This window comes from Salinivirga sp. (genome assembly GCF_055145285.1).
Map to the genome: position 1 here is coordinate 78465 of NZ_JBSRDC010000004.1, position 16427 is coordinate 94891.

At 34.7% G+C, this 16427-nt stretch carries 12 protein-coding genes; 1 reads left to right on the forward strand and 11 read right to left on the reverse strand.

The window, feature by feature from the left end:
- Positions 1–13: 13 nt before the first annotated feature.
- A complete protein-coding gene (locus ACTB0Y_RS00835; protein WP_463204884.1) occupies positions 14–988 on the reverse strand; it encodes a polyprenyl synthetase family protein in 975 nt (324 codons plus the stop codon).
- Between the two features lie 134 nt (positions 989–1122).
- On the opposite strand from ACTB0Y_RS00835, the gene uvrC reads away from it, so the two are divergent.
- The gene (gene uvrC, locus ACTB0Y_RS00840) at positions 1123–2913 is read left to right on the forward strand and encodes an excinuclease ABC subunit UvrC (protein WP_463204885.1); all 1791 of its coding nucleotides are present in this window, start codon (positions 1123–1125) and stop codon (positions 2911–2913) included.
- Positions 2914–2915: 2 nt separating this feature from the next.
- Here the strand turns inward: uvrC and ade are convergent, their stop codons facing one another.
- From ade to ACTB0Y_RS00890, 10 genes are all read right to left on the reverse strand, one after another.
- Positions 2916–4550: an adenine deaminase gene (gene ade / locus ACTB0Y_RS00845; protein ID WP_463204886.1), complete on the reverse strand. Its 1635-nt coding sequence runs from the start codon at positions 4548–4550 to the stop codon at positions 2916–2918.
- 200 nt (positions 4551–4750) lie between these two features.
- A complete protein-coding gene (mnmG, locus tag ACTB0Y_RS00850) occupies positions 4751–6601 on the reverse strand; it encodes a tRNA uridine-5-carboxymethylaminomethyl(34) synthesis enzyme MnmG (protein ID WP_463204887.1) in 1851 nt (616 codons plus the stop codon).
- Positions 6591–7019, reverse strand: a complete 429-nt coding sequence (ybeY, locus tag ACTB0Y_RS00855; protein ID WP_463204888.1) for an rRNA maturation RNase YbeY — start codon at positions 7017–7019, stop codon at positions 6591–6593. The genes mnmG and ybeY overlap by 11 nt, the downstream gene beginning before the upstream one ends.
- A gap of 30 nt (positions 7020–7049) precedes the next feature.
- Complete coding sequence (locus ACTB0Y_RS00860) at positions 7050–7448, reverse strand: ATP-binding protein (protein WP_463204889.1); 399 nt, start codon at positions 7446–7448, stop codon at positions 7050–7052.
- 24 nt (positions 7449–7472) lie between these two features.
- Entirely contained in the window at positions 7473–10691 is a 3219-nt protein-coding gene (locus ACTB0Y_RS00865; RefSeq protein WP_463204890.1) for a hypothetical protein, read from the reverse strand.
- On the reverse strand, positions 10688–11881 hold the full coding sequence (locus tag ACTB0Y_RS00870) for a murein hydrolase activator EnvC family protein (protein ID WP_463204891.1): 1194 nt from the start codon (positions 11879–11881) through the stop codon (positions 10688–10690). Before ACTB0Y_RS00870 ends, ACTB0Y_RS00865 begins: the two co-directional genes overlap by 4 nt.
- Positions 11872–12639, reverse strand: coding sequence for a lipoprotein insertase outer membrane protein LolB1 (lolB1, locus tag ACTB0Y_RS00875; protein WP_463204892.1), 768 nt, complete (start codon positions 12637–12639; stop codon positions 11872–11874). Before lolB1 ends, ACTB0Y_RS00870 begins: the two co-directional genes overlap by 10 nt.
- The gene (locus ACTB0Y_RS00880) at positions 12629–14350 is read right to left on the reverse strand and encodes a tetratricopeptide repeat protein (protein ID WP_463204893.1); all 1722 of its coding nucleotides are present in this window, start codon (positions 14348–14350) and stop codon (positions 12629–12631) included. The genes lolB1 and ACTB0Y_RS00880 overlap by 11 nt, the downstream gene beginning before the upstream one ends.
- A 110-nt stretch (positions 14351–14460) precedes the next feature.
- Entirely contained in the window at positions 14461–14889 is a 429-nt protein-coding gene (gene dut, locus ACTB0Y_RS00885) for a dUTP diphosphatase (protein WP_463204894.1), read from the reverse strand.
- Positions 14890–14962: 73 nt separating this feature from the next.
- Positions 14963–16426, reverse strand: a complete 1464-nt coding sequence (locus ACTB0Y_RS00890; protein ID WP_463204895.1) for a lipopolysaccharide biosynthesis protein — start codon at positions 16424–16426, stop codon at positions 14963–14965.
- Between the last annotated feature and the right edge of the window lies 1 nt (position 16427).

A 16427-nucleotide genomic window follows, 5' to 3' on the forward strand; every position in this document is an offset into this window, starting at 1 on the left:
AAAATTTTGTATGTTATTTTTTTCGTGAAACAGTGTATTCAACTATCTCAAGCAGAGAGTTCTTATACTCACTATCAGGAAAACGGTTTAAAATATCAATAGCATCATTCTTAAATTCTTCCATTTTCTGACGAGCATAGGTTATTCCGCCGTGTGTGTTCACGAGTTGTATCAAATTTAATACCTCTCTTTTCGATTTCTTTTTCTTTTTTAGTAATCGAAGTATTTGGCGTTTTTCTTTAGCAGAAAGCTGGTCTTTTACATGGATAAGTGGAAGCGTCATTTTCTTCTCTTTAATATCGTTTCCTGAAGGTTTACCTGTAATACCGTTGGTTTCATAATCAAACAAATCATCTTTGATTTGGAATGCCATACCAAGCTTCAGGCCAAATTGTTCCATGGCTTCAATAACATCAGAAGAAGCGTCAGCCGATAAGGCCCCGGCTTTCACACATGCTGCTATAAGCGCAGCTGTTTTTTGTTCAATGATTTTAAAATAAACTTCCTCAGTGATGTTAAGCTTACGAGCTTTCTCGATTTGCAATAGTTCGCCCTGACTCATCTCGTCCACGGCTTGCGAAACAACTTCAAGTAACTTATATTGTTCATGTTTCACAGACAGTAGTAAACCGCGAGCCAATAAGTAATCACCAATGAGGACGGCAATTTTATTTTTCCACAAGGCATTAATAGAAAAGAAACCCCGTCGAAAGTTAGAATCGTCTACCACATCATCGTGGGTTAACGTAGCTGTGTGCATTAATTCAATTAATGCAGCGGCATGGTGCGTAGAATCATTAATTTTACCGTGCATCCCGGCAGATAAAAATACAAGCATCGGTCGCATCTGTTTCCCCTTGGTACGAAGGATAAAACGGGTGATAATATCAAGTAATGGCGTAGTGCTTTTCATAGTACTTTTAAAAAACACCTGAAAATCAGCCATTTCTTGTTTTATCGGTTGCTTTATTGTACTTAATTTTGCCATTCGGATTTAGCATTGGAGAATTTATTGCAATTCTCTTTCAGAAAACGAACATATTATTTTTTCTTGAGATAAAGGGTATTATTCCAAGGTTTTTTTAATTTGCAATTTAAAAAACCCCCAAATACTTTATTCTATTGACAATCAGTTACTTAAAAAATATCATATCTAATTTACCCGGGAAACCAGGCGTTTACCAATACTTTGATGAGCACGGTAAAATAATTTATGTTGGCAAGGCTAAAAATCTGAAAAAGAGGGTTTCGTCTTATTTCTCCAAACATCATGATACCGCTAAACTCCGTATTTTGGTATCAAAAATAAAAGATATTAAAACAATAATTGTAGATCGGGAAGAAGATGCTCTTTTACTTGAAAACAATTTAATTAAAAAATATCAGCCGCGTTACAATGTAATGCTGAAAGACGATAAAACTTTTCCATGGATTTGCATAAAAAATGAACCTTTTCCGAGAATTTTCAGCACCCGTCAGGTTGTAAAAGATGGTTCAGAATATTTTGGCCCCTACACTTCGGTTAAAATGGTCAAAGCCATTCTGGACTTTATTCATAAAACTTACAAAATACGCACATGCAGCTTAAACCTCAATAAAAAGGATATTGATGCAGGAAAGTTTAAGGTCTGCCTAGAATACCATATTGGTAATTGTCTGGCTCCATGTGAAGGTTTGCAGGAGGAGCACAATTACATGAAAAATATCGGGCAAATCAGAAATATACTAAAAGGAAACATCAAAGAAGTAATTAAGTACTTTGAGGCTGAAATGAAGCGGCTTGCTAGGGAATACAAATTTGAAGAGGCAGAAGAAATAAAACAAAAACTAAGATTATTACAAAACTACCAAAGCAAATCTACCATCGTTAATCCAGGCATTCATAATGTAGATGTTTTTTCTCTTTATAACCGGGATAAAGCTGCATATGTAAATTTTATTAAAGTAAGCAATGGATCTATAATCCAGTCACATACAGTTGAAGTAAAGAAAAAACTGGATGAAGAACCGGCATCGTTATTAGAATTTGCTATTACAGATATCAGGGCAAAAGTTCACAGCACAGCAAAGGAAATAATAACTCCTTTTGATATTGATTATCCGGGACTTAACATACACGTGCCTCAACGTGGCGACAAAAAAAAGTTACTTGATTTATCAGAACGCAACGCCAAATATTTTGCATTGGCGCGGCAAAAGCAAGCAGAAAAGGCCAACCCTCAGGAGCGTCAGGAAAAATTATTGGCCAGCATACAAAAAGATTTAAGACTCACCGAATTACCCAGACATATTGAAGGATTCGACAACAGTAACATTCAGGGATCAAACCCGGTTGCAGCATGTGTAGTATTCAAAAACGGAAAACCGGCTAAACGTGAGTACCGGAAATATAACATCAAAACGGTTGAAGGTCCGGATGATTTTGGTTCAATGCGGGAAATTATACATAGGCGTTACAGCAGACTTATGCGAGAAGGAAATTCTTTGCCGCAAGTAATTGTCATTGATGGCGGAAAAGGACAACTTAATGCTGCAGTTCAAAGTCTGGAGGAATTAAATTTGCGTGGCAAGATTGCCATTATTGGCATAGCAAAGCGATTAGAGGAAATATATTTTGCAGATGATCCGGTACCGCTTTACCTGGATAAAAACTCACCTACACTCAGGGTGATACAACACATTAGAAATGAATCGCACAGATTTGGGATCACATTTCACAGGGATAAGCGCAGCCAGAACTTTGCTCAATCAGAATTAGATGCAGTACGGGGTCTCGGGCCAAAAACAATCGAAAAACTATACGGCGATTTTAAAAGCCTTAAAGGCATAAAAAGAGCATCTTTTGAAGAATTAAAAGATGCTGTGGGAGCATCGAAAGCCGAAATATTAAAAAATTACTTCAAAAAAGAATAAATTTATTCTCCGTACAAATCAACAAAGTCAAATTTATCTACGTCGAATAATCCCTGATCGCCAAGTTTCAAAGCAGGAATTACCAGCAGACTCATAAAAGCCAGCGTCATAAATGGTGCCTGAAAAGCAGATCCCAGGTTCTTAACTTTTTGGTCAAGCTTATTATATTTAACAGCCATGTTTTCAATGGTTTCATTTGCCATTAATCCACCAACAGGTAAAGGAATTAAGTCAGATTTCTGATCTGCACATACCCCTATCCCTCCTTTTTCGGCAATAAGTGTATTGATGGCCATCATCATATCATGATCGTCTACTCCAACGCAAATAAGATTATGGCTGTCGTGCGCTATAGAGCTGGCAAAAGCGCCATTTTTGAGACCAAACCCGTGGACAAACCCAAGCTGGACTTTGGGAATTTTATCGTACCGGTTTACCACAGCAATTTTTAATATATCATGACTTACATCGGTGTGCAAAAAACCATTTTCGGCAGGCAGTTTAGCCATTATACTTTTAGTGATTAACGCTCCATCTTGTGCCACTATAACCTTTACCGGCATTTGCTTATCGGGCACTTTAAGCTGATCTATAATTACCGGATCTACATTAAATTGATTGACAACATTGGAAGGAAACTGGCTTTTGTTTTGTTGATTTTTGTCATAAACAATCTCTCCACCCAGCACGGTTTTTTCGATAGTGAAACTTACAAGGTCGTTAACCAAAATAAAATCTGCATTGTCATTTACTTTTAATGTGCCTAATGGTAAATCATAATGTTTTATCGCATTAACAGAAGCCGCTTTAAGCACATTAAAAATGTTATGTCCTTTTGCAATGGCCATTTTCACAAGCAGATCGATATGTCCGTGAAGTAGTGTATCCGGATGAGCATCATCGGTACAGAACATAACCCTTTCCGGATACTCTGTAATAAGCTTATGCAAAGCCTCGAAATTTCTGGCGGCACTTCCTTCTCTTATTTGAATCTTCATGCCTGACCTAATCTTTTCCTTCGCTTCATCGTATGTAAAAGCCTCATGATCTGTAGATATACCTGCATCAACATATTTATTAAGGTCTTTACCAATTAATGCCGGCGCATGACCATCGATAACTTTTCCACGCCGTTTGGCAACATCTATTTTCTGCATTACATCCGGGAGGTGATTAATTACACCCGGGAAGTTCATCATTTCTGAAAGCGCCACGGTTTTGTAGTTCTGAAATATTCGCTCGATTGTAGCCGGATCAAAGACTGCCCCTGAAGATTCAAATGGTGTAGCGGGCACACAAGATGGAACCCCAAAATGAATAGAGACCGGTGCATTTTTGGCTTCATTGTACATATAATCAAAACCCTCTTCCCCACAAACATTCGAAATTTCGTGCGGATCAGTCACCACGCCAATTGTTCCGTGTTTTACCACATGATCTCCAAAATACTGTGGAGTAACCATAGTGCTCTCAATATGCACATGGGCATCTATAAGACCGGGTAAAATATAGGATAGTGAATCATCCTCCCCTTCGCGGATTCGGACAATATTTTCTATTTTCCCATTAGAAATAATAACTTCTCCAACAAAAAAAGTCCTTTTCTCCAGGTCGGCAACATTTCCTTTTATCTTCATAAAGTTTTTCTTTTTATTCCATCTATATGATAAATATAAGGTAAAAAACAGAAAACATAGCATCATAAGCCACCAAGGCCTAATAAAAACTCACAAAATGCTACAAAATAATGTTTTATGCGCGCTCAGTTAATGTTCCACGTGGAACATCTAATCAAATTAAAGTAAAGGTTCCACGTGGAACATATGTTTTTAGTAAATTATCGTCCCATGAAAACCAATAAAACATTAACGTCGGCCGGACTAACACCAGAAATTCTGCTAGCTTCTGCAATGGTTTTAGGTCTTAGTTTGGTTAGCTTTTGTCGTCCTTCAGTTGAAATGGATGAGAATTGGTTAAAATCTATGGATTCAGGGATTCTTATTTTACCAAGTCGCGAGAGTTTTTCAGCACTTTGTTTTTCCCTGTCGATGTAACCGCTATATTTGATTTTAATCTCTGCGCTTTCTTTTACTTCAGCACTAAAAGAATTTAAGTTTAGTGCTTTTAATAGTTTATCTATAGAAACTTGTGGGCGTAAAAGAATCTTAGAGGCTTTGGTTTTCTGTTTGATTTCTGATGTTCCCTGAATCTTTAAATAGGAATTGATTTCAGCGGGCGCAACACTGTGTTTTGAAATTAACGCAACGAGCCTTGAAACATTTTGATATTTTTCCTGGTAAAGGTCCCACCTTTCACCTACCACTAATCCTATTTCTTTTCCTATAGGAGTTAATCTTTCATCAGCATTATCCTGTCTTAATAAAATTCTGTATTCGGCCCTGCTGGTAAACATTCTATAAGGTTCATTAACACCTTTGGTAATAAGATCGTCTATTAGAACACCAATGTAAGCCTGGTCGCGCTGTAAAACAAAAGCAGGTAAATGATTGATTTTACGATGTGCATTTATTCCTGCCATCAGGCCCTGAGCGGCAGCTTCTTCGTAGCCGGTAGTTCCATTAAGCTGCCCGGCAAAATATAGATTTTCAACAAACCTCGTTTCAAGTGTGTGGTGCAAATCAGTGGGATCAAAATAATCGTATTCGATGGCATAACCGGGTCTGAAAATTTTTACGTTCTCCAATCCGGGTATTTTTTGCATTGCTTTCAATTGTACATCCCAGGGCAAACTGCTGCTAAAGCCGTTAATGTAGTACTCCACAGTATTCCATCCCTCAGGCTCTAAAAAAAGCTGATGTCTGTCCTTATCAGCAAATGTTACAATTTTATCTTCAATACTGGGACAATATCTGGGTCCAATACTTTCTATAGTTCCATTAAACAAGGGTGACATTTCAAATCCGGTGCGTAGCACATCATGAACTCCTTCATGCGTATGCACAATAAAACAGCTTCTCTGTTTGGTGCGTTTTTTACCCACATTCAGAAAACTAAAGGTCCCAGCGTCTTCATCTCCGGGTTGCTCTATCATTTTAGAAAAATCTATACTTCTTCCATCCAATCGTGCTGGGGTTCCTGTTTTTAGTCTTTGGACCTTGAAGTTATATTGTAAAAGTTTTTCGCTTAAACCTGAACTGGCAGGATCACCTGCGCGACCACCTTTTATTTGAATATTGCCAATGTGCATCAGTCCGTTTAAGAAAGTTCCGTTGGTTAAAATAACGCTATTGGATTCAAATTTAAATCCCATTTGTGTTTGCACTCCCCTAACCTGATCGTCTTCGATGAAAATATCAATAACCTTATCCTGAAATAAGTCCAAATTGGGATTTTCTTCAAGATATTCCCGCCACCGTATAGAAAACAACATTCGGTCGCTTTGCGCCCTGGGGGACCACATTGCAGGGCCCTTGGATTTATTCAGCATGCGATACTGAATTAAGCTATAATCAGTGACTAATCCCTGATAACCGCCTAAAGCATCGATTTCGCGTGTAATTTGCCCTTTAGCAATACCCCCAATAGCTGGGTTACAACTCATTTGGGCTATTTTATTAAGATCCATAGTAATTAAGAGTACTTTGGATCCCAGGTTGGCAGCAGCCATAGCAGCTTCTGATCCGGCATGCCCTGCACCAACAACTATAATATCGTATTTAGGTAACATTTGGAAATTTCTTTAAATATTCATCCTCTTTCTCGCTCATCATTTGTTTTTCTTCCTCTGTGTGATCTCCATAGCCACACAAATGTAAAACACCATGTATGACAACTCGTAGAAATTCTTGTTCAGGGGTTACGTTAAACCGTTTGGCATTATCTTGAATACGCTCTTCACTCACAAAAATATCGCCAGATATAATATCTCCTACTACATAGTCGAAGGTAATAACGTCTGTGAAATAGTGATGATCCAGATGCTTTTTATTCACATTTAGTAAATAGGCATCGCTGCAGTTAATTATATTAATTTCGCCGACTTCTGATCCTTCACTATTAATGGTTTGTTCAATCCATTCTTTTAATAAACTAAAGTCTTTTTTGTATAAGCCAAATGGCTTATCAGCAACAGTAAACTCAATCATAAGATGTGTATTTATAAAGTGGTGAGGGCGTTATTTTCTACAGAACTTCAGAATAACTTTTCTGCCACTATTTTCGAAAGAAATATCGTCAGATAATTTCATCATGAGAAATATACCGCGGCCATGCGGTTTTTCAACATTGATGGGTTTGGTCGGATCTGGTACATTTTCAAAGTCAAACCCTGGTCCTTCATCTTCAATGATAAATTGAAAGTTTTTGTCATCGGCGTCGAAAGCAAGATTTACTTTTTTATCAGGATTGCGATTATTGCCGTGAATAACCGAATTGGTAACAGCTTCGAGTACTGCGATTAAGATATTGCCATATATATCTTTATCCAGATTAAACCTTCTGTTGATTTCGTCTATTAATTGCTCAACAACAGAAATATTTTTTATATCTGAGGAAAAAGAAATAGTCTTATTCATCCTGACTAAAATTACATTACGAAATTAATATTTTTCGATTTCATTAAGATATTTATCGTACTTTCTTTGAAAAAAATATTTTAAAGGTAATTCTTGTTTGTAAATAATACCCTTTTGACTTTTTCTATCTTTTTTATACTCAAATTTTCCCTTAGGGTTACTTAATTCGTAGTTATTTGGTGCCTGACTCTCTCTTTTCTTTTCTTTTTCCCTTTCCTGTTCAGCCTTTTCAGCTTCCAGCATTCTATTAAGAATCTTTTGCTGTCTTTGAAGCATATTATCACTAATATTTCTATTAATGATATCGTCTATATTGCGATCAACCATTTTGTTGATTTCTTGTAAGATTTGCTTGGATTGCTGGCCGACACCTCCTGAATTCATAAGTTGCTGGAGTAATTGCTGCATTTTTTCCTGCTCACCGAGCATTTTTGATAGCTGCTTACTCTTTCCTTTTTTGCCCTTACCTGATTTTGAACCTTTTTTAAGTTCATCAATCATTTTTTGTAATGCATCTTTAAAACCTTGCTGTTGCTTTTTCATTCCTCCCATACCGGATTTACTTTTTTTACCACTTTTAGTTTGGCTGCCTTTTCCGCTCATTGAGTTCTGCATATTCTCCAGCGATTCGTTAAGCATTAAAATAAGCTCATTAGCGCTTTGCATTATTTTTTGTTGATGTATTTCTATTGACCGGAATCTTTCCTGCTCAAATACCTCTTGTATGTTGCTAAAATGGCTATTTATAGTTTGCAATTGACTACCTATTGCACTTGCAACTATGCTATTTCTGGTCATTAAGGCATGCAAACTGTCCTGAACTACCACAAACCTTTCTTTAAGTCCGGCCTGGTCTCTTCTGAGTTGATTAAAATTATGATTTTGCCGATTATTAAATTGTTCAATTAATCCTTCTTGCAAATGAGAAAACTTCAACAAGTTTTCAAGTAGTTGTCTTATCACTTGAGCGTCTTCCCCTTGTTGTTTTTGCATGGCCATTTGCATATTCATTTGCATTTGGTTGGCAAGTTGTTCAATATCATCAGAGGGATTATTTTGATTTTGTTTTAAATCTTGTTCCTGATTAATTTGATTGGTTTTTTCTTGTATCTGTTTCTTTTCATCAGAAAAATCATCCAGATCTAAAGGAGAAGAAAGTTCTTGATTCTTTTTTAAATTATCGTTATGCTTTTCCAGGGTTTTTTCCAAATCTTTTTTGAGACTATCGGTTTGGTTACCTGGATGTTGTAATAGTGAATCAACATTTTTAAACTTTTTACTAAGCTCTTTTAGTTCACCTATTACCTGTTGTTGATTTTTTTCTACTTCATATCTCTTCAGCATTTCCAGATTCCGATCTAATTCTTTCTCAAGATCATCCATGGTAAAATCGAATTTTTTATTATCGATTTTTTTATCCTGCAGCAACTCTTTTTGCAACTCTTTGAGTTCTTCCATAAGTTTTTCAAGCTCCTTATCCATCAATTTATCAAGCATTTCTTCGAGCTGCTTTTTCTTCTCGAATAACTTTTTATTGTTTGATTGATCCTGAACCTTTTTCAAATCTTCCCGGAGGTTCTGTATCTTTTTTTGAAGATCAGAGATTTCTTTGCTGGTATTTTGAATTTGCCTGGCTAATTGTTGCCTTTCCCATTTACCGAGATCGTTATTAAGTAATTTTTTTCTCAGTTTCTTTTGTTCCTGATTAACTTTATCAAGAATGTCTTTGCCTAACTTCAGTTTATCTTGAAGTTGATCCATTCGCTGTTGTTCGGCCTCCTGTATTTGTTTTTTATCAGGTAGCATAGTAAAAACACTATTTGATTTTACTTTTTTATAAGGTGCAAAGGGATCATTATCACGCAACTCCAGGTATATTTCTACATTGGTACCTGATTTAAGAAAGTTATAATCTTTTAGCTGACCGCCATAATTAAACTCCTGGTTTGTGCTATTTGATAGAAGTGGAATAATATTTTTGTATGTAGAGTCTTGTGTTTTAATTACAAATCTAAAATCCTTAAAACCATAATCATCTTTAATTTCACCTCGAAATATAAATTCACCAAAAAGACTAACTTTTTGCTGTGCTAACTGGATGTTCGGATATTGATCAGGAATAACATGTGATTTAAATATAAGCGTATCTTTTTTCACCTGTTGTTGATTAATGGGAATAAAGAAATAATTGTCAGCCTTAAAAAGTTTTTTCCTAAAGTGAAATCGATCTCCACTCCTGACCATGGTATAGGGTTCCTGATAAAATAGAATCAAAGAATCTGTATCATAAGTATCTAAATTCCAATGTATAGTACTACCATAAGGAAAAGTGAAACTTCCAGTACCTTCTGTTTTCCTTAATTCCAGTTTGGTATATTTAGGTGGAATGATGTTGATTCTGATTTTTTGTATAACCGGAACAGGGATACATTTAAGTGTATATTGCTCTGATTGAAATTCATCATTAAAAACCTGGAATTGTATGTTCTCCTGAACATTCCGGAACCGGTAAAAATATATATTACTGCTATCAGATAATAGTTTTGTATTACTTCCATAAGAAAGCTTAAGGTCTTCAGGAAGAATATTTCCTTTGACCGAAATATGGAGTAAAAAATCATCTCCTTTATCTACCTGTAAGTTACTATTATCAATTCGAATTTTATAAGGTAACTGGGTTTTATGTGTATTGATTGGCAGCAGGCGGGAAGTAGAATACAAAACTTCATTGGGTGACAAAAGATAAAATACTCCTACAAGTAGAACAACCAAAAGAAATCCTAAAAAGTGATGTAATAATGCTTTGAAACTAAAAAAAGGAACAAATTTATTAAGGTCTACTCTACTAATTTTTTGAGTTAAACTGGCTTGTACCAGGTTATCATTTTCATTAAGCTGCTGTAGCTCTAATATATTAACCAGCTTATCGTCGATGTCTGGTTCCGATTCCCCAATTTTTTTTGCAATCCAAATTTTTGAGTACCCTCCCAGATTAAAAATCCAATATATAAGGGGTCTCCCAACATAAAACAGAAAACTAAATATAATATAAAGTGTAAATAGGGTTCTTATAAAAGTTAGAAAGGATTGGGAGAAATGCACTGCAAAATCTGCTAATAATAAGAAAATACCAGCACTAAATAAGAGAATAAAAAACAGGAGTATTCCTTTTAAAAGTGTTCGGGTAAAATATAAATTTCTATAATGTGTTAAGTATGCCTGTATTTTAGAGAATTCTTTCATTTTTTACCTGCCAGCCATTTTTGTGGGTCGAGTTTACTAAATTCCCTCCATACCTGGAATTTGAATGTTCCAATCCCTTCGTCTCTATTTGTATGAACAATTCCAATGGTTTGTTTACTATCTATTTTCTCTCCTACTTTAACGAATATTTCATCTAAATTACTATAGACCGTCATATATTTACCGTGTCTGATAATACAAGTATTATTTAATCCAGGTATTTTAAATATTTTACGTACTTCTCCTTTAAATACGGACCTAACGACTTCTCCGGGATTGGTGCTAATATCTACCCCATCGTTGCGGACCATTATCCCATCTAAAACGGGGTGAGGATGTTCTCCGAATTTCTCTGTTACCACACCTCTTTTTATAGGCCAGGGCAAACGACTCTTATTGCTGGCAAAATTGTCATCTATTAATTGTTGTTCCGGAGTCAACTCATAATTATTAGTTCTTTTTCGTCTGGCAATTTCTTCTGCAATTAGGTCCTGAATTTGTTTATTTAATTGTTCTGCAATGGCTTGTTTTTTGTCCAGCTCCTCTTTTAATTTTTGTTCTCTCTGGCTAAGTTCCTGTACGGCATCTTTTTGGTTGCTCCTCTCCTGGCTTAAAATTTTTGATTCTCTTTGCCGTTCGTTGAGTAAAGATGATTTTTGTTGCTGAGCAGCCTGTAGTTCAGCAATTTTTTCTTTTATAACAGTTTGGGTGGCGTTGATACTTTGAGCTTGCTTACGACGGTATTGATTGTAATGTCTCAAATATTTTAAACGGCGATAGGCCTGATTAAAATCTTCCGAAGAGAATACGAACATTAAACGGTCGTAAGAACTTCTGTTTCTATAAGCATAATAAACAAGCTTTGCATATTCTTCCTTAATCTCTGAAAGGTCCTTTTTCAAAGATTCAATCATAATTTGATTTTCGAGTATTTGTTGGCTAATTCCGTCTAAATCATTCTCAAGTTGGTATATTAACTTTTGTCTCAAATCAATTTTTTGCTTAATGATAGCTAATTGATTTAAGGTTAAATTCTTACGTTTTTGATTCTTCTCAAGAAGTTGGTTTGTATATTTAATTTCTTCGATTAATGCACGTCTCTGCTCCTCAAGTTTATTTCTTTCCTGTGCAGATAAACTTAAAGTAACGATAAGGATTAAGGCTGTTAATAAATTTTTACCTAAGGCCATACTTGTTCATATTTACCTGGTATACGGAAAGGGGTTTTAAACGATTTATTGACCGTAATTTTCTTATAATTGAGCTCCACCCCCACCTCCTGGGTATTTTGTTCAATATTAATATTAATACTTTGAGGCATATTTTGATTTTCTACGTCAACATAATCAGAAAATGCAATATGTAATGAGGCATCTTTCTTTAAATCTTTAAAAACAATATTAGTAAGTTTTTTAATTCCTGGATTAAAAGTAAAACTCTGCGCAGTAGAGTCTTTTTGAGCCATATTTACATTGTATAATCCCTGTTCGGTTCTTTTTACTTCGTGATTATCATCATTAGGTAAAATTAAAAATCGGTTGGTTAAAATATTTTGCAAAAGCTCAAAATCTATATTGACGCTGTATTTATTCCTAAAATATTGATAATCGCTAACAAAATAAGTATTGTCTTTTCTGTTAATAAATTTAATGTTTTCAGGTGTAAATAATAACCTTGCAGCTTCTATGCCCATAGGGGATATAGAAATCCAAATGGTTTCGTCCTTAATAATTCTTAACAGACCTCTAAACCGAAAATTTTGTTTTTCGGAACTAAACTTACCTGTATATTTTATACTGTAAGTATTAAAAGTACTATCAGTTTCACGAATATATTCTACCAGCTTATCATAATCGGTATCAAGCTTATTATTGCGTAACACAAATTTTTTGCTGCACCCGGTCAGTAAAATAATTATGCCAAGAAAAATCAACAATTTATTCAACATAGGTCTGTTTTTCAACTTTTTCCAATAAAGAATCGGTGGGGTCTGGCAATAATTTAGCCTCTTCCCAGGCGGTTAATGCCTCTTCTTTTTTGCCTAATTTATAAAGTATATCTCCATAATGTTCCATTATTACGCTGGACGATGAACCTCCATTTAAAATTGCCTTTTCAATGTATTGCAGGGCATCTGAGTAATTTTCTAATTTATATAATATCCAGGCATAAGTATCTAAATACGTAGCATTATTAGGTTCCTGCTTAATAGTTTTTAGACTCATATCCCTGGACTTCTCCAGTTTCATATTATGTTCACTTAAATAATAGGCATAATTATTAAGTAAACTAATTTCATTTGGATTGATATCTAATGCTTTATCAAAATAATTAAATGCAACTTGAATAGAATCTAAGTTATAATATGTTTCACCCAAAAAATATAGAAATTGGAATTTAAGTGGGTCGGTTTTCCCGGTAATTTTATTGCCAAATTCTAAATCTTTTTTTGCCTTTTTATACTGTTCCATAAGCATATTCGAAATACCCCGGTAGTAATACAAGTCTGATTGGTTGGGAAAATATTCCAAGGCCTTTGCAGTATGTTTAATTATGGCTTTATGTTCTTCAAGTTGGTTATCAACCATGATTAATTGTATCCAGGCATTCAAATTATCAGGCTGATTGCTCAGGGCTTTTTCGTATTCGGTCTGTGCTTCTGGAAATTTTTCTTCACGAACCAATAAATTAGCATATAATAGTTGCACTTCACTCTGTCCACTATATTGTTCTTTTAGGCTCTTAACTAATCGAGAGAAGTAATAAGAAAGCTTTGGATTTTGCTTTGAAATTTGCATAAAACTAACCAAAACTTCTATCTTTTTATCCACATCTAAATCCTGACTGTTGATAACTCGTTCTATGTAATTAAAACTTTTATCATAAAGATTGTTTGCCCTGTAATAATCAGCCATTGACAGCAAAGCAACAGTATTATCAGGAGCGATGGTAAGTAGTTTGTTATATGTCTCAACTCCTTTTTCTACGCGTTCAGTTTTAAAATAAAATTCTCCCAGTAACTCAAGCACCTTGGTATTTTCTGGATATTTTTCACTGTATTTTATGAGTTCTTTCTCTAATTGATTGAGTTCATCTAATTGGTGCAAAAGTTTGAATTTATTTATAAGAATCTGATTATTAAAACCAAACTTGTTCTCATAATCTTCGAGGAGTGTTAATGCTCTTTCATATTGCTTCGACTTAAGATAAAATTCAGCAGCATTGAACCATAATTTCTGATTATCAGGATTTTCTTTTAGTAATTGGTCATAGTAATTATTGGTTTTATTCAAATCACCAGCAGACTGAGAAATCATCAACCTAAATTCTTGGTAAAGAAATTTCTCGGGGTTCCGTTTTATTGAAATATTAATATCTTGAAAAGCACTATCGTATTGTTCATTTTGAAAATAGTATTTGGCTCTTTCATAATGAGCAACCGGATGCGTACTATCTATTACGAAGACCTTTCGTAAATGCTTAAGTGCCTTATTGTTTTGTTCATAAAGCATATTCCTTTTATAATCGAGCAAATGAGATTCTAACGCTCGAACTTCTTTTTCATTCAATTGGGGTGTTGGTAATTGTGTAATATTTTTTTGAACATTGCAGGCGCTCAAAAAAAACACTATAGTAAACGTTATAAGTATAAACTTCATCTGTGTATTTTTTAAATTTTTATGTCAGACCTCTCTGCCATATAAGTAAAGCGGACAGGTGGGCCCGCATGATTTAAATAATAAGTAAAATCATGCGTATTTCATGCTATTTATTTTCCTGAATGGCCAAATCCACCTGTACCCCTCACGGTACTGTTTAGTTCATTTACAAACTCAATATCAACCATTTCATATTTGTTAATTATCATTTGCGCTATGCGATCACCAGGTTTGATGGTATAATCTTCATTACTTAAATTCACAAGAATAACACCAACTTCGCCGCGGTAGTCTGCATCAATGGTGCCCGGTGTATTTAAGACTGTAATACCATGTTTCAGGGCTAATCCACTGCGTGGTCTTACCATAGCTTCGTAACCTTCCGGCAATTCAACAAATATACCAGTTTGTATTAAAGTCCTTTGAAGTGGTTTTAAAATAATTTCATCCTGACAAAAAGCATGGAGGTCCATACCAGCAGAATGTTCAGTTGCGTATTTTAAATCATACGGGCTTTTATTTACAACTTTTATTTCCATCATATATCTTTTTGTTGAATCCTAAATGAGTAAACGCTTGAATATAGTATTAATTCTAAAAGAAAAGTTAATATTATCTACTTCTTAATCTTTTTAAAAATTTGCGGTCAATAAACCATAAAGATACAAGAAATGCAAAGATAATAAGTGTACCGAAAATGAGGGAATAAATAACCTGTTCGCTTCTAAAAAACCAGAATACAGTAACTAAAACCACTGCAATAGTGAAAAGTTCACTAATGTGTTTCCAGTCATAATTAACTTTGTAATATTTACGTCCTGCTAAAATATTAGCTAGAGCCATAGTAACAAAACAGAGCAGTGTCGCAATAGCAGCCCCCATATAACCAAGGGCCGGAACTAACAATGAAATAACTATAATAGTAATAATTGAACCTATAAAAGTAAAATAAACTCCAAATTTGGTTTTGTCTGTAATTTTATACCAAATACTTACATTGTAATACAGCCCGAAAAAGAAGTTACCAAATAAAACGATAGGCACAATTTTTAATCCTACGTGATAATCTGAATCTATAAAATGCTTAAAAATGTCTATATACCCGATAATGGCAACTAAAATAAATAAACCAGCATAGCTAAAGGCTTTGGTTACTAATGCATAGGTAGTTTTGTGGTCTTTTTGATCGGAGATACGGAAAAAGAAAGGTTCTACTGCAAATTTGAACATTTGTATAAAAATGATCATTAATGTAGCAATTTTGTAATTGGCTCCATAAATACCTATTGCGTAATTAGCCTCGTTTTTACCATCGATGAAATACTCAAGTATAAATTTATCGCCTACATCATTGATCATTCCTGCCAGGCCACTCAGAACAATTGGATAACTATAAAGCAGCATTTGTAAAATAATACCCCGGTTGAGTAATTTAAGATCAAGTTGAAATGATGGGATGAGTAAAATAAGCGTAAAAATATTGGCCAATAAATTACTCATGAAAGCATATTCAAAGGTAAAATCGGCGACATAAAGAGTTTCAAAAAAAGGTAAATGCTTAAGATGTGGTAAGACGAAAAAGAAAAAGACATTAAAGGAAATATTCAGACTGACATTGATGATTTTTAGGGTGGAAAAGAGTTTCGCTTTATTCTCATACCGTAGACGTGCAAAAGGTAATGACATAAATATATCAGTAAGTACAATACCCATCATCATTACGATAGCGATTTTTGCACCTTCTATATTGAGTGAATAGGTAATGTTATCGATGTTGAACCCAACGAATAGTGTACTAATTACCGCAGTAGCGACAATAAAGAAAAAAGCATTCGTGAATACCCGGGAGGAATTGTATTTTTTGGCAAATCTAAAAAAACTGGTTTCAGTACCAAATGTCAATAAAACAATAAGAAAGGCACTATATGCATATAATTTGGTAAGGATTCCATAATCGGGTTCCTCAAATAAACGTGTATAAACAGGTGTTAGAAATAAATAATTTAGGAACCGAGGTATAATGGTACCTAATCCGTATATTAATGTTTGTCCTGCAAGTTTTTTTATCTGATTCAAT

Coding starts and splice junctions, on each gene's coding strand:
- ACTB0Y_RS00870 (WP_463204891.1), bottom strand. CDS start 11,881: ATGGCCTTAGGTAAAAATTTATTAACAGCCTTAATCCTTATCGTTACT.
- ACTB0Y_RS00880 (WP_463204893.1), bottom strand. CDS start 14,350: ATGAAGTTTATACTTATAACGTTTACTATAGTGTTTTTTTTGAGCGCC.
- ACTB0Y_RS00860 (WP_463204889.1), bottom strand. CDS start 7,448: ATGAATAAGACTATTTCTTTTTCCTCAGATATAAAAAATATTTCTGTT.
- mnmG (WP_463204887.1), bottom strand. CDS start 6,601: ATGTTACCTAAATACGATATTATAGTTGTTGGTGCAGGGCATGCCGGA.
- ybeY (WP_463204888.1), bottom strand. CDS start 7,019: ATGATTGAGTTTACTGTTGCTGATAAGCCATTTGGCTTATACAAAAAA.
- dut (WP_463204894.1), bottom strand. CDS start 14,889: ATGGAAATAAAAGTTGTAAATAAAAGCCCGTATGATTTAAAATACGCA.
- ACTB0Y_RS00865 (WP_463204890.1), bottom strand. CDS start 10,691: ATGAAAGAATTCTCTAAAATACAGGCATACTTAACACATTATAGAAAT.
- lolB1 (WP_463204892.1), bottom strand. CDS start 12,639: ATGTTGAATAAATTGTTGATTTTTCTTGGCATAATTATTTTACTGACC.
- ACTB0Y_RS00835 (WP_463204884.1), bottom strand. CDS start 988: ATGGCAAAATTAAGTACAATAAAGCAACCGATAAAACAAGAAATGGCT.
- ade (WP_463204886.1), bottom strand. CDS start 4,550: ATGAAGATAAAAGGAAATGTTGCCGACCTGGAGAAAAGGACTTTTTTT.